Here is an 18956-nt window from a genome sequence, read left to right on the forward strand (position 1 = left end):
ATCTATCTAACTAAATCTGGATGATGGCCGCCTTTTCCCGGGTGTATTCGAGGACCGAGTCGTGCCCGTAGCCGCTGTCCTTCACGCCGCCGAACGGCAGCCCCGGCGGCATCTGCCGGAAGGTGTTCACCCACACCGTCCCGCTCCGCAGATCGCGGACGAACCGGTGGGCGCGGCGCAGGTCACGCGTCCACAGACCGGCCGCCAGCCCGTACGGCGAGTCGTTGGCGATCGTCAGCGCCTCCTCGTCCGTCTCGAACGGGATCGCCACCGCCACGGGCCCGAAGATCTCCTCCTGGCAGATGCGCAGCGCGTTGTCACCGGTCGTGTACAGGGTGGGCGCCACCCAGTAGCCGCCGGGCAGATGCGGCACCACCTCGGCGCCCGCCCGGCCGCCGAACACCAGCTCCGCGCCCTCCTTCTCGGCCACCTCCAGGTAGGAGACGACGCGCTCGTACTGGCCGGCCGACACGATCGGGCCCATGGTGGTCGCCAGGTCGAGCGGGTCGTCCAGGATGAGGCTCTCCGCGATCCGCCGGGTACGCTCCAGCACCTCGTCCCAGACGGACCGGTGGACCAGGATCCGCGAACCGGCCACGCAGACCTGCCCGGCGTTACCGGTGAAGATGGAGTTCACGGTGATGCCCTGGGCGGCCGCGTCCAGATCAGCATCAGGAAAGACGATATTTGGCGACTTGCCGCCTAGCTCGAAGGTCATCGGCTTGAGCGAGTCGGCGGAGGCGCGGGTGATGGCCTGGCCGGTGGCCGTCGAACCGGTGAGGCTGATCTTGCCGACGCCCCGGTGCCGTACGAGGGCGTCGCCCACCTCCTCGCCCAGGCCGCTGACGATGTTCAGCACCCCGGGCGGGAACACCTCCGCCAGCAGTTCGCCCAGCCGCAACACCGACACGCTCGCCTGCTCGGCGGGCTTGACGATGACCGTGTTGCCGGCCGCGAGGGCGAAGGCGGCCTTCGCGGAGAACGTCGAGATGGGGGAGTTCCACGGGATGATGCAGACGGCCACGCCGTACGGCTCGCGCCGCGTCAGACCCAGGGCGTCGGGCCCCAGGATGACGGTGTCGCCCTTGACCGCGTCCAGGCACTGGCCCGCGGCGAGCTGCCACAGGTGCGCCATGCCCGGTAGGTCCTTCTTGAGCGTGTCGCGCAGGATCCTGCCGTTGTCGCGCGTCTCCAGCCTGGCCAGCTCCTCGGCGTGCCGGCCGAAGAGCTCGGAGACCTTGCGCAGGAAGTGCGCCCTGCCCAGCGCCGGCATGGCCGACCAGCGGGGGAACGCCTCCTGGGCCGCCGCCACGGCCGCCTCGGCGTCCTTGGGGCCGCTCGCCGGGATCCTGGTCCACACCTCGCCGGTGGCCGGGTTGACGGAGTCCATGGTCTTGCCGTCGGCGGCCGGGACTAGCTTGCCGCCGATGAGATTGCGATAGTCAGCCACGTTGCCAAGCATATGCTTGCTTGCCTTGTACGGGCTAGGGACTCGTGACCGCGCCGCCCGCGATCCGGCGGGCAGCCAGATCCGCATCCGGAAGCCGCGCCGAGCTGACCGGCGACCGGAGCCCCGGCCTGCGAAGGCGGCAGGCCGGGGCTCCGGCAGGAGCGGTTACGGTCCCGCGTAGGCGGCGATCCTCTGGTGATCTTCCTTGGTGAGCGGCACCATCAGACCCGCGTTCTCGTGTGCGAGTTTCGCCAAGAGCGGCTGCATGTTCTGGACGGACACGGTGATGTCGACGAAGGACACACCTGCGCTCACGTCGACACCGGCCGGAAGCGGAATCGTCATGCTCGTAACTCCGCCATTCGCCGACTCGGGGGGCTCGAGGTTGGACAACTGGCCCTGCGTGCGACCCGCTCCCCTGATGGTGAACAGGACGATACCCGCCAGGGCCAGACCGCCGACGACGGTGACCATGGCCAACCGCTCCGACCCGCTCACCCTCATGCGGATGAAGGCGCCGACCTTGAATTCCACGTTCGCGGGCTGGTTTGAAGCCGACGCCTGGATCGTGTTATTTCCCTCGCCGTTGCCGAGCCCCGCCGAGCCATTGCTCTTGAATGGGGTGACGACGAACTCGTCCACGTCCGCCAGTGAATATGTGTTGAACGCGCCTGAAATGGGGAACCTACTGTGCGCGGCAATCGTATAATTATCTCCCTCGGGGGTGCCGCCCTTGGCGCCTGGGAAGTAGATCCCCACCTGGTCGTCCGATTGATTAACCGCCCAGATATGGTTGTATTCATCCAACCAGAAAATCACCTGGCCGATCTTCGGATTGATGCCGTTGCCGATCGGGCCGATATGAGTCATTGCCCCCGGACTCCCCTGAAGGGCTCCCGCGATCTTGCCGATGGTCGTCCCGACAGAGAGAGCAGCATCCAGCCAGCCCATGGTGAACTCCTTTGGATCATACTTCCGGCCGCACCGCGGCGTGAAGACGTGGCCATGGGCTCTCGGCCATGAAGTCTGGTCTGCGGCAGGGTGGGCCCCGCTGAATCTCCGCGACCTTCGGCCGGCCCATGCGCTGAAACTATCAACGCCGTCCGGGTTGCGGGGAAACCGCCCCGGCCTCATTGTGCACATGTCAGCAAGATCTTCCTTTCACTGGATCGATGGTCGCCATGGTGATGTTTTGACCAATGCCGATACTCGTCGCCGTTAATCACATTCATGGAATTCTTGAACAATGGCCCGCCGGGCCGGGGTTTACGGGCGAGGTGAGGCGGCCGGACGTCCAGGCGGACGTCTTCTGTCTCCGGCCCCCCTGCCCGGGCCGCACGCCGCGGCCCACCCGTCCCGCATCCAGGCGCGTGATTGACTCTCTGTCATCAGTCAACTCCGTTATGTGAGGAGAGGCCATGCTCCTGGATCCCAAACTCGCCAGCATTCACGTCGCGCTCAACGCCGACGGGCGCATGGAGGCGTTCGCCCGAGGCATCGACAGCACCTTGCAGCACGCTTGGCAGGGCGGCCCCAACAGCGACTGGACCGAATGGGACAGCCTCGGCGGCGTGATCGTCGCTGCCCCGACCGTTTTCCGCGACGCCGCAGAATGCCTCAAGGTGTTCGCCCCGGGCATCGACAACGGCATTCACTGCATGCGGCAGAAGAGCCCTGGCGTATGGGGCGAGTGGACCGACCTCGGCGGCGAGTCTTTCGGCAGCGAAGTCGCGGTGTTCCAGGACGCCAACGGAGGGCTGACCGCCTTCATGCGCGCCATCGACAACACCCTTCAATGCGCCTGGCAGACCGCCCCCGACAGCGAATGGACAGGGTGGAAGGACCTCGGCGGCCAACTGCGCAGCGACCCGGCGGTCTTCCAGAATGCCGACGGACGGCTGGAGGTGTTCGTACGGTGGTCCGACAACGCCGTATGGCACCTCGGGCAGACCACCGCCAACGGCGCCTGGGGCGAATGGGCGAGCCTCGGCGGCAGCGTGGACACCGATCCGGCGGTGTTCCAGAACGCTGATGGTTGCCTGGAGGTGTTCACGCACCACCCCGACAACACCCTGTGGCACATCAGGCAGACCAGCGCCAACGGCGCCTGGGGCGAATGGGAGGACCTCGGCGGGAAGGTCGTCGGCGTTCCGGCGATGTTCCTGGACAAACACGATCGCCTCGTCGTCCTCGCCCGAGGATCCGAGGACTCCGTGATCTACGAGATCGCCCAGACCGAGGATGGCTGGGGTTCGTGGACTTCTCTCGGTGGCGAGGCCGCCGGCGATCCGGTTCTGGCCCGCAACGACGACGGCCGGCTGGAGGCCTTCTACCTCGGCTACGACTCCGCTGTGTGGCACAAGTGGCAGTTCGACGACGGCAGTTGGAGATCCGACTGGGCATCCATGGGAGGGGTCATGGCCGACTTCTGACCCAGTCGGTGCTGGAAGAAGCATGACGGCGGGCGCCGGCCTGCGCCCGCCGCGAGGTCCCTATGGGCGGACACCCTTTCCGGGGGAGCAGATGGGGACGGTCCGTCGTGGTTGAGGTCCCAGAGGGGGAGGGGCTCGCTACGGCTGTGGGATGCCGAGGTCCGAGGGGTGCTGGGCTGAGATGAGGGGCTTGGTGAGGTCGGGGTCGAGTTGTTCCAGCAGTCGCTGGACCAGTGCCGCTCGGCGTACTCGCTCCCGCCCCAGCTCGCGGGGCACCGCGCCGAGGTGGGCGCCGGACGGGTAGATGTTCGGCGCGTTCCGCAGGCCCATCTTCAGGTAGACCGGGGCGGTCGCCCGGACGATCTCCACCGCTTCGTAGAAGCGGACGAACCCGCCCTGGTCATCGGGTACCTCCAGATAAAGGTCGATCGGCAGGCCGGTGGCGGCGCGGATCTCGGCCAGGTGCGGGACGGTCAGGTCGGTGCCGACGTTGAGCGTGCTCGCGCCGAGCCGTTCCAGGATCGTGGCGGTGGGGCCGTTGGTGAGCGGCAGGAGAACGGAGGTCTTCAGTATCAGGGAGGACGGGAGCGCGCCGTCGGCCTTCATCGTCGTGAGCACCTCCAGTGTGCCGAGATCGCCGACGAGCAGGCTGCGGATGCCCAGCTCGCAGGCCCGCAGCGCATCGGCCACGCAGGCGGCGACCATCGCGTTGCCCCTGGCCGCGGCGCCGACCGCCTGGGTCACCTTGGCCTGGCCGCCGGTGTCCCAGGCGGCGCGCGGGCCGAGGAACAGGTTGATCTCGATGCCACGTTCGGCGCCGATGCGCGCCATGCGGGTGATCTCCGCGTCCGTCAGCATCATCACGCCGCTGCCCTGCGAGGTCCGGTGCACGGGTACGTTCAGGAGGTCCCCCTCCGCGACGACGGCCTCCAGGACCTCCGGCCCTTCCACGCTGGGAATCTCGAACCGGTACGGAGAGCCGTCCGCGAACCGGGACACGGAGGGCGCGGGAGCGGTCACCACCGGATGTCCCAGGCGGGCCATCAGGGCGTGCAGGTCGGCAAGGGTGGTCATCGGTCACTGCTCCTCATAAATAATCTCGGCGCGACCGAGAGTAGTGCGGCGGCCCTGGTCGTCTTCGCCCCACAGTTCGAGCTCCGCCCGCTCGCCGTCGGTCGAGACCACCCGGCCGCGGCACGTGTGCGGGCGGTCGCGGAAGTCCATGCCCCGGTAGCTGACCTCCAGCACGGTCAGGCGGCCGCGCCCGGCCAGCCATCCCGTGACCAGCCGGCCCAGGTAGGCAGCCTTGAGCAGGCCGTGGACCGCCAGGTCCGGGTGGCCGAGCGCGTGGGCGAAGTCGAGGTCGTAGTGCATGTCGTAGAAGTCGCCCGAGGCTCCGGCGTACTCCACGAGCCTGCGCAGCGTGGTGGTCTCCGTCAGGTGCGGGAGATCGGTCATGAAAGCCCTTATTTCCGGATGCGGGTGCCGACATGTCTGACCACCAGCTCGCCGTCCGGCCGGATGAACTCGGTCTCGAACGTGAGCAGCGCCATCGGCCCCGCCGAGCCGTACTTCTCGACGACGCCGGTGAAGCGCGGCCGGGACCTGATGACGTCGCCCGGCCGGAGCGGTGCGTGGTACTCGAACCGGTCCCCGCCGTTGAGCCACCCGTCGCCGTAGGAGGCGGCGGCGGGCAGCGAGGGCGGCTCGTCGAGGAAACAGGCGGTGAAGGTCGCAGGCACCTCGTCATCGGGTGCCGTGCCGAGACCGATGGCGTGCTGGTACGCCGCCAGGTGGCGATGCTCCACCACGTCCTCCCGCGACGGGCCCGTCCACCCGATCGCGGCCCTGAGCTCAGCTAGACGATCACTCATTACGCTCCTCCCTGAGGCGGTGCAGCCACGCCAGCGACTCGGGCGAGTGCCCGCCGACCCGGTCCTCGATGCCGTCCAGGAACGCCATGTCCCCATGCGCGGCCAGCTCCCGATGGACCTCCTCCGGATCCCCGGCCTCGATGACGCCCAGCAGGCGGCGGTGCCGGTGCCAGTCCTCGACCAGTGACTCGTCCGACGCCCGCGCCTGCCGGTTCATGCCCATGCACAGCAGCATCTGGAACTGGATCGACCGGTACGCCTCCTCCAGCCGCCGATGCCCGGACAGCCCGATCACCGAGCTGTGGAAGTCGACCGCCCGGTCCAGTACGCCCAGCCAGTCGCCCGCCTGCGCGGCCTCGCCGTGCTTGTGCAGCGCGGCGTGGCAGCGTTCGAGCCGGGCGGCGGAGCGGACCGGAACGCCCAGGTCCACGGCCATTCGCTCGAGTTCGCGGCGGAGCGTGACGATCTCGTAGATGTCGTGCAGCGTGAGCTGGGTGACGAAGGCGCCGCGTCGCGGCAGCTGGGTGATCAACCCCTGCTGTTCCAGCACCCGCATGGCCTCGCGCAGCGGCGGCCGGCTGACGCCGAGTTCCTGGGTGAGCTGGTTCTCCACCACCCGGTCTCCGGGGCGGAGCGTGCCGCCGAGGAGCATGCGCATCAACGCCTCGGTGGCGAGCTGGACCATGCTGGGGGGTGCCTCGATGCGCATCGTGGTCTCTCTTGTCATAGGCGATCAGTGTCTGACGCCATAGTGCCGAAGAAGTTCCGGCCGAACCCTTGTCTAGCGGAGTTGTCTTCTGTAGACAATAGTCCATCCCCGGCCGAAGTGAGGTTTTTGTAACACTATGACTGCTCCGCTGTCAGGCATCCGTGTCGTCGAGGTGGGCGCCTTCATGGCCGCCCCGTTCGCCGCCATGCAGCTCGCGGACCTGGGCGCCGACGTCGTCAAGGTCGAAAACCCAGCCGGGGGCGACCAGGTACGGGCGATCGGCCCGTTCGTGGCCGGGCACAGCTCGCCGTTCGCCCGGATCAACAGGAACAAGCGCTCCGTCGCGCTCGACCTGAAGTCGCCGGGCGGCGTGGCGGCGCTGCGTCGCCTGGTGGAGACGGCCGACGTCCTCGTGGAGAACCTCCGGCCCGGTGCCATGCGCAGGCTCGGCCTCGGGTACGACGACCTCAAGAAGGTCAACCCCAAGCTCGTCTACGTCTCCGCCTCCGGCTGGGGACAGGACGGGCCGCTGGCCGGCCTGCCGGGGCTGGACATCATGGCCCAAGCCCGTGGCGGGCTGATGAGCGTGACCGGATCGCCCGGCGGCGAGCCCGTCAAGGTCGGCGTGCCCATCGCCGATCTGGTCTGCGGCCTGTACGGGGCGCTCGGCGCGGTCTCCGCGCTGCACGCCCGCGCGCTGACCGGTGAAGGCCAGCACGTGGACGTGTCGCTGCTGGAGTCGGCCGTGTCGTTCGCGATCTGGGAGGCGGGCAAGTACTTCGCGACCGGCGAGGTCAGCGGCCCGCTCGGCTCCGCGCACCAGAGCACCGCCCCCTACCAGGCCGTCCGTACCTCCGACGGCTGGTGCACGGTCGGCGCCGTCACCCCCAAGACCTGGCACGGCTTCTGCGCCGCGCTCGGACTGACCGACCTGCTCGACGACGACAGGTACGGCGACGCCCACGACCGGCACGGATTACGGCACGAGCTGATCCCCGCCATCGAGGCCGTCACCACCCAGCGGACCACGGCCGAGGTCGTGGCCGCCCTCGACGCGCACGGCGTACCGTGCGCCCCCATTTCCGACTACTCCCAGGTGTTCAACGACGAGCACCTGGACCGGCGGCGGTTCTTCTGGGACGCGGAACATCCCGGTATGGGCCCCGTACGCCAGCTCGGCTCGGCCATGCGCTTCTCGGCCACCCCCACGGAGCGCGGGGCTGCCGGGCCGCTGCTCGGCGCGGACACCGTCGCGGTGCTGCGCGAGTGCGGCCTGCCCGAGCAGGAGATCGACCGGCTGCTCGCCGAAGGCGTCGCGGCTCAATCCCCCACCCCCTTGGAGAGTTCATGAGTGACCAGCCGGCCCCTGGCGCGAGCGCCGTCCTCACCTGGGTCGTCGAGGAACGGCACTGCACCCGCCGCGGCGACTACGACATCTTCTCCACGCCGAACCTGGTCCACCTGCTGGAGGACGCCGCGATCGAGGCGCTGGCCCCGTACCTGAGCGACGGCCAGGGCAGCGTCGGCAGCAAGGTGGACATCGCGCATGTGGCGCCCACGCTCAAGGGCGACTCGGTGACCGCGACGGCCACGGTCACCGAAGTGGACCGGCGGCGCGTCACGTTCGCCGTGACCGCCGAAGACGGCAACGGCACGATCGGCGCGGGCACTCACGAGCGCTTCGTCATCGACGTCGCCAAGTTCACCGCCAAGCTCGCGGAGCTCCGGTCATGAGGGGCGCGCCGATCGCCGCGGTGCTGGCCGTACTGCTGGCGACGACCGCGTGCAACGGCAGCGGCAACGCCGACGCCGGAGGGGCGTGGAAGCCGCGCGGCGATGTACGGATGATCGTGCCCTTCAGCGCCGGAGGCGGCAGCGACCTGGCGGGCCGGGCCATCGCGGGCGCGCTGGAGAAGGCCGAGCCGGGCCTGAAGGTCACCGTGGAGAACCGCGAGGGCGGCTCCGGCGCGGTCGGCTACTCGGCGTTGCTCGGCAAGAAGGGCAACGGCAACTACCTGCTCGCCACCGAGAACGCCATCCTCTCGCTCCCGCTCAGCGGCCAGGTGACCTTCAGCCGCAAGGACTTCACCCCCATCGCCAAGCTGGCCGAGGACGGCGGCATCCTCGTGGTCAAGAAGGACGCGCCCTACAAGACCTGCGCGGACGTGGTCGCCGCGGCCAAGAGCGGGCGCGTCAGTGTGGGCATGTCCGGCGCGTACGGCGTGGACAACGTGATCTTCACGATGATCGAGCAGAAGACCGGCGTGAAGTTCCAGCGGGTGCCGTTCGAGTCGGGCGGCGAGCTCGTACCCGCCGTGCTCGGCGGGCAGATCCAGGTCGCGCTGCTGAACCCGGGCGAGGTGATCGGCCAGCTCAAGTCCGGCGACCTCCGCGGCCTGTGCGTGACCACCGACAAGCGCTACACCTACCCCGAGTTCGCCGAGCTGGGCACCGCCAAGGAGCAGGGGATAGATGTCTCCTACGTTCAGTTCCGCGGCTTCCTGGGGCCCGGCGGGCTGGACGAGCGGGAGTCCGCCTACTGGCAGGAGGCGGCGAAGGGCATCGCCAAGACCGCCGAGTTCCAGAAGTGGCTCAAGGACAACTACCTGCAGCAGGCGGAGCTGTACGGGCCCGCGTTCGGCACCTACCTGGAGCAGCTCGACACCGCGCTCGCCCCGGTGCTGAAGAAGTCGTCATGAGACGCCTGGTCCAGGGGGAGGCGGCCGTGTGGGCGCTGCTGACCTGCCTGGCGCTGGGGATGGCGGCGGCCTCCTTCGGCTTCGGGATCACCAGGGAGGGCGGGCAGGTCGGGCCCGGGTTCCTGCCGCTGGTGAGCGGGGCGCTGCTCGCCGGGCTCTCGGCCGCCACCCTGGTCGGGACGCTGCGCCGGACCGCTGCCGAGCAGCCGGTGGAGGGGGCGGAGCGGCGGCGGGTGCGGACGTTGTGGATCGTGTTCGCGATGCTGTTCGCGGCGCTGCTGCTGGTGCCGGTGACGGGGTTCCTGGTGGCGTTCGGGCTGCTGGTGTTCGCGGTGTCGGCCTTCGTCGAGCGGCGGCGGCCGGTGCCCGCCCTCGTGGTCGCCGTCGTCGCGACGCTGGTCATCTACGCGGTGTTCGTCCTGTTCCTGAACGTGCCCCTGCCCGGCGGCCTGCTCGGGATCGGAGGCGAGGGCTGAAATGCTGGACAACCTGCTCATGGGGTTCGGCGCGGCGCTGACCCCGGCCAACCTGCTCTGGTGCTTCGTCGGCGTCCTCGCGGGCACGATCATCGGGCTGCTGCCCGGACTGGGCTCGACCACGGGCGTGGCCGTACTCCTGCCGCTGACCCTCTCGTTCGAACCGCTGACCGCGCTCATCATGCTCGCGGGCATCTACTACGGCGCGCAGTACGGCGGGACGATCACCTCCGTACTGATCTCCACGCCCGGCGAGGCGGCCAGCGTGGTGACGGCGATCGACGGCTATCAGATGGCCAGGAAGGGCAGAGCGGGCGCGGCGCTGTCGATCGCGGCCATCGGGTCGTTCGTGGCGGCCATCATCTCGCTGATCCTGCTGGTCGCGATGGCGCCGCCGTTCGCGAAGCTGGCTCTGGACTTCGGCCCGCCGGAGAACCTCGCGGTCATGGTGCTCGGCCTGGCGACCATCGTCAGCTTCTCCGGCGGCGCGCGGACGCGCGGGCTGGCCATGGCGGTGCTCGGTGTACTGCTGGCCACCGTGGGCGTCGACGCGGCGACCGGACTGCCCCGCTACACCTTCGGTGACGTGGACCTGCTGTCCGGCCTGCCGTTCGTCCAGGTCATGATCGGGCTGTTCGCCGTGGGGGAGGTGCTCTTCCAGATCAGGCAGGGCGCGGCCGAGCCCATCCGCGCCCGGTTCAGGGATCTGATGATCACCAGGGCGGAGCTGTCGCGGTCCAAGGGCGCCATCCTCCGTGGGAGCGTGATCGGCTACCTGCTCGGCTGCCTGCCCGGCGCGGGCTCCACGCTGGCCTCCTTCCTGGCGTACGGCGTGGAGAAGCGCGTCTCGCGGCACAAGGAGGAGTTCGGGCACGGCGCGATCGAGGGCGTGGCCTCGCCCGAGAGCGCCAACAATGCCGCCGCCAACGCCAACTTCGTGCCCACCCTCGCCCTCGGCATCCCGGGCGGCGCGACCACGGCGGTGCTGCTCGGGGCGTTCACGATGTACGGGATCCAGCCGGGGCCGCTGCTCTTCGAGGAGCAGCCGGAACTGGTGTGGGGGCTGCTGGCGTCGTTCTTCATCGGGAACGTGCTGTTGCTGATCCTGAACCTGCCGCTGGCGCCGCTGTTCGCGCAGATGCTGCGCATTCCGTACGCGTACCTGTATCCGCTGATCCTGGTGACCAGTTTTGTCGGGGCGTACTCGATCGACAACAACATGTTCAGCGTCTGGGTGGTGTTCGCCTTCGGTCTCGTCGGATATTTCATGAAGAAGTTTGATCTGCCGATGGCGCCGCTCGTGCTGGGCCTGGTGATCGGGTCGCTGTTCGAGAAGGCGCTGGTACAGACGTCGGCGATGGGCGACGGCGACCTGACGATCATCTTCACCCGGCCGATCGCGCTCGTGGTGCTGGCACTCGCCGTCCTGCTGGCGGCCGGACCCGCGCTGTCGAGGCTGGTCCGCCGCAAGGTTTCCACTAAGGAGAAGGTATGAGCGAGCTCCTGGTCTCGACCGACGGGCCCGTGCTGCGGGTCGTCTTCAACCGCCCCGACCAGCACAACGCGCTGACCTGGGGGATGTGGGAAGGACTGCACGACGCCTGCGAACAGGCCGACTCCGATCCGGAGATCAGGCTCCTGGTGCTCTCGGGCGCGGGCGGCCGGGCCTTCGTCGCGGGCACCGACATCTCCCAGTTCGCCACCTTCACCAGCGGCGAGGACGGGATCGCGTACGAGCGCAAGGTACAACGCGTCATCGACCGGCTGGAGCGCGTCAAGGTGCCGACCGTGGCCGTGGTGCAGGGCTACTGCGTGGGCGGCGGGCTGGTCGTGGCCGCCGCCTGCGACCTGCGCCTGGCTGTGCAGGGGGCGCGGTTCGGCGCCCCGATCGCCAAGACGCTGGGCAACTGCCTGTCGATGAACACCTACTCGCTGCTGCTCCACCACCTCGGCCCGGCGCGCACGCTCGACATGCTGCTGCGGGCGCGCATGTACACCGCCGAAGAGGCACACGCGGCCGGCTTCACCGCCGAGCTGTGCGCTCCGGAGGACCTTCCGGCACGGCAGGCCGAGGTGGAGGAGCGGCTGCTGGGGCACGCGCCGCTGTCGATGTGGGCCGCCAAGGAGGCGGTGAGGCGGCTGCGCGTGGCGAACCTGCCTGAGGGGGACGACATCGTGGCGACGGTGTTCGGCAGCGACGACTTCCACGCGGCCGTCCCCGCCTTCCTGGCCAAACAGAAACCCCACTGGCAGGGATGCTGACGGGACCACCAGGGGGTAAAGCCTCGGCGCGGGGTCACCAGTGGGTGGGTTACCGGCTGGTTGGGCCTAAGATCGGGGCATGGAGCTGGCCCCCGGAGTGCACGTCGCCATCACCGATCGCCACGGGGGCGTGAGCGCCGCGCCGTACGCGTCGCGAAATCTCGGCGGGCTGGTCGGTGACGACCCCGAGGCGGTGCGCGCCAACCGGGCGGGCGTCGCGGCCGAGCTGGGTGTGCGGGCCGTCGTGTTCATGCGGCAGGTCCACAGCGCCGACGTCGCCTACGTCAGCGAGCCGTTCGGCGACGACCCGCCGCCGCTCGACGGCGTCTTCACCACCGAGCCGCGGCTTGCGCTCGCCTCGCTGGGCGCCGACTGCCCGGCCGTGCTCGTCGCCGACCCGGTCGCGGGCATGGTGGCCGCCGCCCACTCCGGCCGTCCGGGCACCGAGGCGGGCATCGCGACCGCCCTGGTCGAGGCGATGGCGGCCAAGGGCGCGGCACCCGCGCGGATGGTGGCGTTGATCGGGCCCGGCGCCTGCGGCCGCTGCTACGAAGTGCCCGCCGACCTGCGCGAACGGGTCGCGTCCCGGGTGCCGGAAACCTGGTCGACCACCTCGTGGGACACGCCCGCGCTGGACCTACGGGCGGGCATCGAGGCTCAGCTGCGGACGGCGGGCGTCGCCGACGTACGACACGACGCCCGGTGCACGATCGAGTCGCAGGAGCTCTACTCCCACCGGCGCGAGCAGCCGGGCGGCCGCTTCGCCGGCCTCATCTGGCTCGCCTGACTGACTTGGGTCAGCCCTTGCCGTTGCCGGAGAAGATCCCGTTGACGACGATGATCGCGAACCAGATCGGCGCGATCACCCACATCTCCTTCTGGCCCATGATCACGGCCAACGTCAGGAGCGTGCCAAGAGCCATCGAGACGATCGCCAGAGCCAGCCGTTGACCGTCGGCCGGCCGCTGCTGTTGCTGCTTGGCCAGCTTCTTACCCTTGGGGTCCGCGGCGGCGAGCCGTTCGTCGACCCGCCGGTCGACCTCCTGCCCCATCTTGTCGAGGAACGACTCGACTATCGCGTCCTCGAAATCGGGACCGAGGTCCCGTCGGGCGCCCACCGCCGCCCGCAGCTCATCACCGGTACTCATATGTCGAGATATAACGGGATAAAGGGCTATCGGGCAAGGATATCGTCAAGGTTGTACAAGACCGGCCTCTCCAACTGCTCGTACGTACACGATTCCGGCGTGCGGTCCGGCCGCCACCGCCGCCACTGCGCGGTGTGCCGGAACCTGTCGCCTTCCATCTGGTCATAAGCCACCTCGATCACCAGCTCCGGCCGGAGCGGGATGAACGACAGGTCCTTCTTGGCGTTCCAGCGCGACACCGCGCCGGGCACCCGCTGCCCGCCGGTGGCGGGCCCGGCCGCCGGCTGCCCGACGGTGGCCGCCGCCTGCTCGGCCCAGTGGCCCCAGGGATGCTCGCCCAGCTCGGCGATGTACGGCTTGAGCTCCTCGACCAGCTCGGCCCGGCGCGCCATCGGGAACGACGCCGCCACGCCCACGTGATGCAGCCTGCCGTCGTCGCCGTAGAGGCCCAGCAGGATCGAGCCCACGATCGGCCCGGTCTTGTGCTCGCGGTAACCGGCCACCACCACGTCGGCGGTGCGCTCGTGCTTGACCTTGAACATCGTGCGCTTGTCGGGGATGTACGGCTGGTCGCCGGGCTTGACGATGATGCCGTCGAGCCCCGCCCCTTCGAACATCTCGAACCACTCGCCCGCCTGCTCGGTGTTGGTCGTGACCGGGGTCAGCCGGATGGATCTGCCCTTCTCCGGGAAGATCTGCTCCAGCCGCGCCCGCCGCTCACTGAACGGCGCCTCCATCAGCGACTCGTCGCCCAGCGCCAGCAGGTCGAAGGCCACGAACGACGCGGGCGTCCGCTCCGACAGCATCGTGACCCGCGACTTCGCCGGATGGATACGCTGCTGCAGCGCGTCGAAGTCGAGCTGCGACCCCTGCGGCAGCACGATCTCACCGTCGACCACGCACCTGTCCGGCAGCTCCGCCCTGACGGCCTCGACCAGCTCGGGAAAGTAGCGGGTGAACGGCCGCTCGTTGCGGCTGCCCAGATAGACCTCGTCACCGTCGCGGAACACGATGCACCGGAACCCGTCCCACTTCGGCTCGTAGAACAGCGTGCCGTCCTGCTGGGGCATCTTCTTGACCGGCTTGGCCAGCATCGGCGCCACGGGGGGCCGCACCGGCAGATTGGGCACCGGCTCCGGCTCTTCCGCGACCGGTGCCTCGACCGGGGCCTGGATCGGCGGTTGAGTCGGCGGTTGGGCCGACACCTCAACTGGCGCCTCGGCCGCCGCCCCGGCGGACGGTTGGGCCGGCGCCTCGACCGGCGGCTGGGTGGGTTCGGTCATGTCGTCGACTCCCTCGTGTACTTGCAGAAGAGGACCCCCTCCTCCTCCAGCACCTGGCTGAGCCGCAGCTCGACCTGTGCCGCCTCGCCGTTGAGAACGCGCGCCGCCCCGCCCCCGACCAGCAGCGGGCTGATCGACAGGCAGAGCTCGTCGATCAGGTCGGCCGCCGCGAGCTGCCCGTTGAGCCGGGGGCCGCCCTCGCACAGGATCCGTGTCAGGCCGCGCTCGTGCAGCTCGCGTACGGCCACCGACATGTCGACCCGGTCGCCGCCCGCCACCACGACGTCGGCCACCCGGGCGGCCTCGGCGCGGAGCTCGGCGGGCGCGGCCTCGCAGGTGATGACGATCGTCCGGCTCACGGCCTCGGTGAACAGCGGACTGCCCAGATCGAGGTCGAGCCGGCGGGTGACCACCGCGAGGGGCGGAGCCGGCGGTCGGTCCCCTCGCAACTCCTTCCAGGAGTCGCGTGGCTTGACCGCGCCGTATCCCTCGGTGCGTACGGTCGCGGCGCCCGCCATGACCACGTCGGCCAGCCCGCGCAGGATCCGGAAGATCCGCCGGTCACCCTGGCTGGACAGCCCACCTGACAGGCCCTTCAGCCAGGCGGCCCCGTCGGCGCTGGCGACCATGTTGAGGCGCAGCCACGGCCGGTCCGCCGGGTAGGCGTAGGCCTGCTGAATATCTGGATCGTCCTGAATGTCGGGATGGATGCGACGCACTCCTCTACCTTGGCACACGCCTCCGACAACGAGCCGACACAGGCACCTAGGCTGCTCGCCGCGCGTGAGAGCGATAGATGGCCGCTGGGAGGGATAGATAGCCGGCGTGTTGCCGTTCCGGCAACGGAAGTTGAGGCTCCGCCCAGCACCGACGACGATGACTGCCGCTGAACGACCAGCTTGAATCGCACACGAAGGCAGGACTCTGATGCACGTCTTCATCACCGGCGCCGGTGGCTACATCGGCGGCGCCGTCGCCGTCCGCCTCCTTCGCGCAGGTCACACCGTCACCGGCCTGACCCGGAATGCGGCCGGCGCGGGCGGACTCGCCCGGTTGGGCATCCAGCCGGTGGTGGGCAGCCTGGACGATACGGGCACGCTCACCGAGCACGCCGGCCGAGCCGACGCGGTCGTCAACGCGGCCGACAGCGACCATCGCCGAGCAGTGGAAACACTGATCGCCGCACTGGCCGGGTCGGGCAAGCCGCTCATCCATACGAGCGGCTCCAGCATCGTGGGCGTCGGCACCGATGGTGAAGCCCGCCGAGACGATCTTCCAAGAAGACCTCCTCGACCCGGATTCCGCCTGGGAGCCCGACCACCCCATCCGCCGGGCACGCGTCGCCGTCGACCGTCTGGTGCTGGCCGCCGCGGAACAAGGAGTGCGTACCACGGTTCTGTGCCACAGTCTGATCTATGGAAACGCGCGCGGTCTGCCCCGCGACAGCGTCTTGATCGCCGCGCTGGTACGACAGGCGCGGGCCGCCGGGGTGGTCCAGCACGTCGGCGCCGGAGGCAACATCTGGTCCAACGTGCACCTCGACGACGTCGCCGATCTGTATCTCCTCGCCCTGGAGAAGTCGCTTCCCGGCACCTTCTGCTTCGTCGAGAACGGCGAGGAGTCCTTCGCCGCGATCACCAAGGCCATCGCTCGCCGCCTCGGCCTGCCCGGCCCGCGGCCCTGGAATCCCGACTCTGCCGACAGCGTTTGGCACCCGGAGTTCGCCATGCACGCTCTAGGTGCCAACAGCCGTGTCCGCGCCGTTCGCGCCCGCGACCAGCTCGGTTGGCGCCCCCGGCACCACTCGATCATCGACTGGATCGCCGGCGCCACCCTCGACGAGGCGACACGCCGATAACGCCGACGGCGCCGCGAAGGCCAACAACTAATGCCATGAAAAGCCGTCACAGAGCCGGGTTTCGGTACATGATCGAGACCATGGACCTTCCCGTACCTCCTCTCGCCGGTCGGCGTGCCGGCTAGCGCACCGGCATGAGCGCTGCCCACGACCGCACCGTGGGCGTGCTGCTGACGTCGCAGGCGTTTCGGGGTCTCGGGTACGGCGTGGCCGCCGTCCAACTCGGCGCTCTCATGGGCCGCGATGGGCTGTCGGCCACCGAGGTCGGTCTGGTGCTGGCGGCGATTCTGGTCGGCAGCTTTCTGACCAGTCTGGTCCTGGCTCGGTGGGGCGACCGCCTCGGCCGCCGCCGTGCCTACGCGGGCCTGTACGCCGCCCTGCTTCTGTGCGGCTTGGTCATCGCCGCCGGCCTGCCCTGGTGGTTGCTGGCCGTGGCCGCCTTCAGCGGAGCGATGTCGGTCGAGGTCATCGAGACCGGGCCGTTCACCACGCTGGAACAGGTCATGCTGGCCGGCTCCGGCCGCCCCCAGAAGCAGATCGTGCGGGGATTCGGCCTCTACAACGCGATCGCCGCCGTCGCCGGGACACTCGGCGCGCTCCTGGGGAGCCTGCCCGCCGACCGGGGACTGCTCGGCGGCATCCTGGCCGGCACCGCCGCCGCCGGAATGCTCCTCACCCTCCGGCTGCCTACCACCGTCGAAGCTCCAGCTCCGGCACCCGGACTACCGCGATCGCGCATGCTGGCCCGCTCCCGCGGCCCGGTGGCCCGCCTGGCGGGTCTGTTCGCCACCGACAGCCTCGCCGGCGGGTTCGTCATTCAGGCATATGTCGGCTACTGGCTCGCGGTCCGCTTCGGGGCCACCACCCACACGATCGGGATCACCTTCGCGGTGGCGGGGATCCTCCAGACCGCCTCACTGCTGGCCGCGCCGCGGGTGGCCAACCGGATCGGGCTGCTGCCCACGATGGTCTTCACCCACCTGCCCGCCAACGTCATGCTGGCCGCAGTGCCGTTTGCTCCCTCCCTTCCGCTGGTGATCGCCCTCCTGCTCGGGCGTGCCTGCCTGTCGTCGATGGACGTGCCCACCCGGCAGGCGTACGTGATGGCGATGGTCCCGCCCGAGGAACGCACCGCCGCCGCCGCGATCACCAACACCGCCCGCTACCTCACCAGGCCCCTGGGACCGGCGCTGGCGGGCGTACTGCAATCGATCAGCCTGGCCGCGCCGTTCCTGTTCGCCGGGGTCGCGAAGATCGGCTACGACCTCGCCCTGTGGCGGCTCTTCCGCCACACCCGCCTGCCCACCGACCCCCCGCCCCGCCGGGCACACTGAACACCTCTGCGGGAGGGCGTGCTATGAGGTGGTAGCCGGCGTCCCGCTGGGGGAAGACGCAGGGCAGAACACCGACGTGAGGGCTTGGTCGATGCGCTGCGCCACAACGCCGCGCTCGGCGTCATCCATGGCCACCGTCACGGAAACCGCGAACTGCAGCCGCCCGTCCGGAGAGGTGTAGGTCGCGGCGACGAAGCCGGGGGCGCTGCCGCCGCGTGGTTGGAAGGCGGGCTTGCCCGCGCACAGACCGCCCTGCGGCGGCGACGGCTGGCCGGGCACCGGATCGGTGATCACTTTGCGCAGGGAGTCCGGGAGCAGCTTGCCCTGGACGAACGCGCGTTGGAAGGCGCTGACGTCGCGCGCGGTGGAGATCACGCCGCCGGCGCCCAGCATGGTGGTGGCGTTGAGCTTGTCGACGTCGAGTAGCTTGCCCGTCTCATCCTTCATGTAGCCGTGTCCATGCGGGCCCTTGATCCCGGCGTCGGCCTTGACCGGCAGGTAGGTGTCCCGCATGCCCAGCGGGGTGAAGATCCTCTGCTTGAGCTCGCTCGCCAGTGAACGCCCGGTCAGCTTCTCGATGATCATGCCGAGCAGGATGTAGTTGGTGTTGGAGTAGTTGAAGGTCCCGATCTGCGACGGTCGTTGCCGCTTGCGGGAGGCGGCCACCAGATCGACGGGGCGGTACGTGAGCGTGGGGTCGAGCGCGCGGATGTCGGGACCGAGGAAGTCGGGGATGCCCGAGGTGAGCTGGATCAGGTTGCGTACCGTGATCTCGTCGGCCCGTTCCACCAAATCCTTCTCCGTCATCTCGGGGAGCACCTCGCTGAGCGTGTCGTCCAGCTTCAGCTTGCCGCTCCGCACGAGTTGCAGGGCCACGGTGGCGGTCATGTTCTTGGTCTGTGAGCCGATCCGGTAGCGGGCGGTGGAGGGGATGGCGCCGCCCCTGCCGTTGAGCAGCCTGGATCCGGCCGATCCCGTCCCGGCCCGCTTGCCGTTCACGTACACCTCGCCGATGGCGCCCACCACGTGGTCTGTCTCCACCAAGGCCGCCATCGCCTTCTGCACGTCCCCTACCTTGACGGCGTTGCCCGCCGTGGCGATGGCCGGCGCGGACACGCTCAGAGCCAACGCCGCGCATGCCGCCGAGACGACGTGGGCGACTGCCGATTGACGCGAAACCATGAAGCGCTCCTCCTGGAAGATCGAAGTTCCGATGTGGAGCTCTAGTTCTAGGCAGGGAAGCGTTTCCTCAGCGTTTCCTCGTAAGCCGGTATGAGCCAGGCCTGCCGCGCAGGCGTCGCACGAGGTCGTCGGCGGCCTCCGGCCACTGCGGATGGCTGTCGTTCACCGCCGCAGATAGCACTTTGGCGTATCTAGGGACGTACGCAGCGTGACGCGCATAACGTGGCAGCAGGGGAATCCGGGCACTTG

General features: G+C 69.4%; 20 protein-coding genes and 1 pseudogene. 11 read left to right on the top strand and 10 right to left on the bottom strand.

What is annotated here, in order from left to right; translation table 11 throughout:
- Positions 1-10: 10 nt before the first annotated feature.
- The gene (locus ACQP2T_RS18580; RefSeq protein WP_433517372.1) at positions 11-1450 is read right to left on the bottom strand and encodes an aldehyde dehydrogenase family protein; all 1440 of its coding nucleotides are present in this window, start codon (positions 1448-1450) and stop codon (positions 11-13) included.
- Between the two features lie 165 nt (positions 1451-1615).
- On the bottom strand, positions 1616-2401 hold the full coding sequence (locus tag ACQP2T_RS18585) for a hypothetical protein (RefSeq protein WP_433517373.1): 786 nt from the start codon (positions 2399-2401) through the stop codon (positions 1616-1618).
- A gap of 467 nt (positions 2402-2868) precedes the next feature.
- Here ACQP2T_RS18585 and ACQP2T_RS18590 point away from each other — a divergent pair, with 467 nt between their 5' ends.
- Complete coding sequence (locus ACQP2T_RS18590) at positions 2869-3882, top strand: hypothetical protein (RefSeq protein ID WP_433517374.1); 1014 nt, start codon at positions 2869-2871, stop codon at positions 3880-3882.
- Positions 3883-4020: 138 nt separating this feature from the next.
- On the opposite strand, the gene ACQP2T_RS18595 is transcribed toward ACQP2T_RS18590, so the two are convergent.
- Genes ACQP2T_RS18595 through ACQP2T_RS18610 form a run of 4 tightly spaced genes read right to left on the bottom strand, consistent with a single transcriptional unit; the run spans position 4021 to position 6483 of the window.
- The gene (locus tag ACQP2T_RS18595) at positions 4021-4956 is read right to left on the bottom strand and encodes a hypothetical protein (protein ID WP_433517375.1); all 936 of its coding nucleotides are present in this window, start codon (positions 4954-4956) and stop codon (positions 4021-4023) included.
- Between the two features lie 3 nt (positions 4957-4959).
- Positions 4960-5340 carry a MaoC/PaaZ C-terminal domain-containing protein gene (locus ACQP2T_RS18600; protein ID WP_433517376.1) on the bottom strand — a complete coding sequence of 127 codons (381 nt, stop codon included), beginning with the start codon at positions 5338-5340 and terminating at the stop codon, positions 4960-4962.
- Positions 5341-5348: 8 nt separating this feature from the next.
- A complete protein-coding gene (locus ACQP2T_RS18605) occupies positions 5349-5756 on the bottom strand; it encodes an FAS1-like dehydratase domain-containing protein (protein WP_433517377.1) in 408 nt (135 codons plus the stop codon).
- Positions 5749-6483, bottom strand: coding sequence for a GntR family transcriptional regulator (locus ACQP2T_RS18610; protein ID WP_433517378.1), 735 nt, complete (start codon positions 6481-6483; stop codon positions 5749-5751). Before ACQP2T_RS18610 ends, ACQP2T_RS18605 begins: the two co-directional genes overlap by 8 nt.
- Before the next feature lie 118 nt (positions 6484-6601).
- Between ACQP2T_RS18610 and ACQP2T_RS18615 the strand changes: the two genes are divergently transcribed.
- The 7 genes from ACQP2T_RS18615 to pgeF all read left to right on the top strand — a co-directional run bounded on the left by ACQP2T_RS18615 (position 6602) and on the right by pgeF (position 12689).
- A complete protein-coding gene (locus tag ACQP2T_RS18615) occupies positions 6602-7816 on the top strand; it encodes a CaiB/BaiF CoA transferase family protein (RefSeq protein ID WP_433517379.1) in 1215 nt (404 codons plus the stop codon).
- On the top strand, positions 7813-8199 hold the full coding sequence (locus tag ACQP2T_RS18620; protein ID WP_393463439.1) for a thioesterase family protein: 387 nt from the start codon (positions 7813-7815) through the stop codon (positions 8197-8199). The genes ACQP2T_RS18615 and ACQP2T_RS18620 overlap by 4 nt, the downstream gene beginning before the upstream one ends.
- On the top strand, positions 8196-9164 hold the full coding sequence (locus ACQP2T_RS18625; protein WP_433517380.1) for a tripartite tricarboxylate transporter substrate binding protein: 969 nt from the start codon (positions 8196-8198) through the stop codon (positions 9162-9164). The genes ACQP2T_RS18620 and ACQP2T_RS18625 overlap by 4 nt, the downstream gene beginning before the upstream one ends.
- A complete protein-coding gene (locus ACQP2T_RS18630; protein WP_433517381.1) occupies positions 9161-9640 on the top strand; it encodes a tripartite tricarboxylate transporter TctB family protein in 480 nt (159 codons plus the stop codon). Before ACQP2T_RS18625 ends, ACQP2T_RS18630 begins: the two co-directional genes overlap by 4 nt.
- Position 9641: 1 nt before the next feature.
- Positions 9642-11135, top strand: a complete 1494-nt coding sequence (locus tag ACQP2T_RS18635) for a tripartite tricarboxylate transporter permease (protein WP_433517382.1) — start codon at positions 9642-9644, stop codon at positions 11133-11135.
- Entirely contained in the window at positions 11132-11902 is a 771-nt protein-coding gene (locus tag ACQP2T_RS18640) for an enoyl-CoA hydratase/isomerase family protein (protein WP_433517383.1), read from the top strand. Before ACQP2T_RS18635 ends, ACQP2T_RS18640 begins: the two co-directional genes overlap by 4 nt.
- 79 nt (positions 11903-11981) lie before the next feature.
- Positions 11982-12689 carry a peptidoglycan editing factor PgeF gene (gene pgeF, locus ACQP2T_RS18645; RefSeq protein WP_433517384.1) on the top strand — a complete coding sequence of 236 codons (708 nt, stop codon included), beginning with the start codon at positions 11982-11984 and terminating at the stop codon, positions 12687-12689.
- 10 nt (positions 12690-12699) lie between these two features.
- Here the strand turns inward: pgeF and ACQP2T_RS18650 are convergent, their stop codons facing one another.
- The 3 genes from ACQP2T_RS18650 to ACQP2T_RS18660 form a co-directional block, all read right to left on the bottom strand.
- Positions 12700-13050 (bottom strand): hypothetical protein, encoded by a 351-nt coding sequence (locus ACQP2T_RS18650; protein WP_433517385.1) that lies wholly within the window; start codon positions 13048-13050, stop codon positions 12700-12702.
- A 26-nt stretch (positions 13051-13076) separates the two neighbouring features.
- A complete protein-coding gene (locus ACQP2T_RS18655; protein WP_433519793.1) occupies positions 13077-14144 on the bottom strand; it encodes an ATP-dependent DNA ligase in 1068 nt (355 codons plus the stop codon).
- 185 nt (positions 14145-14329) lie between these two features.
- On the bottom strand, positions 14330-15052 hold the full coding sequence (locus tag ACQP2T_RS18660; RefSeq protein ID WP_363993334.1) for a pyrimidine reductase family protein: 723 nt from the start codon (positions 15050-15052) through the stop codon (positions 14330-14332).
- 208 nt (positions 15053-15260) lie between these two features.
- On the opposite strand from ACQP2T_RS18660, the pseudogene ACQP2T_RS18665 reads away from it, so the two are divergent.
- From ACQP2T_RS18665 to ACQP2T_RS18675, 3 genes and pseudogenes are all read left to right on the top strand, one after another.
- A pseudogene (locus ACQP2T_RS18665) lies at positions 15261-15470 on the top strand (NAD(P)H-binding protein); the annotation flags it as partial.
- 112 nt (positions 15471-15582) lie between these two features.
- Complete coding sequence (locus ACQP2T_RS18670) at positions 15583-16191, top strand: NAD-dependent epimerase/dehydratase family protein (protein ID WP_433517386.1); 609 nt, start codon at positions 15583-15585, stop codon at positions 16189-16191.
- Positions 16192-16325: 134 nt separating this feature from the next.
- The gene (locus ACQP2T_RS18675) at positions 16326-17525 is read left to right on the top strand and encodes an MFS transporter (protein WP_433517387.1); all 1200 of its coding nucleotides are present in this window, start codon (positions 16326-16328) and stop codon (positions 17523-17525) included.
- 21 nt (positions 17526-17546) lie between these two features.
- On the opposite strand, the gene ACQP2T_RS18680 is transcribed toward ACQP2T_RS18675, so the two are convergent.
- Positions 17547-18707 carry a serine hydrolase domain-containing protein gene (locus ACQP2T_RS18680; protein WP_433517388.1) on the bottom strand — a complete coding sequence of 387 codons (1161 nt, stop codon included), beginning with the start codon at positions 18705-18707 and terminating at the stop codon, positions 17547-17549.
- Positions 18708-18956 lie beyond the last annotated feature (249 nt).

It is taken from the genome of Nonomuraea sp. CA-143628, from assembly GCF_050942315.1.
Lineage (GTDB): Bacteria > Actinomycetota > Actinomycetes > Streptosporangiales > Streptosporangiaceae > Nonomuraea.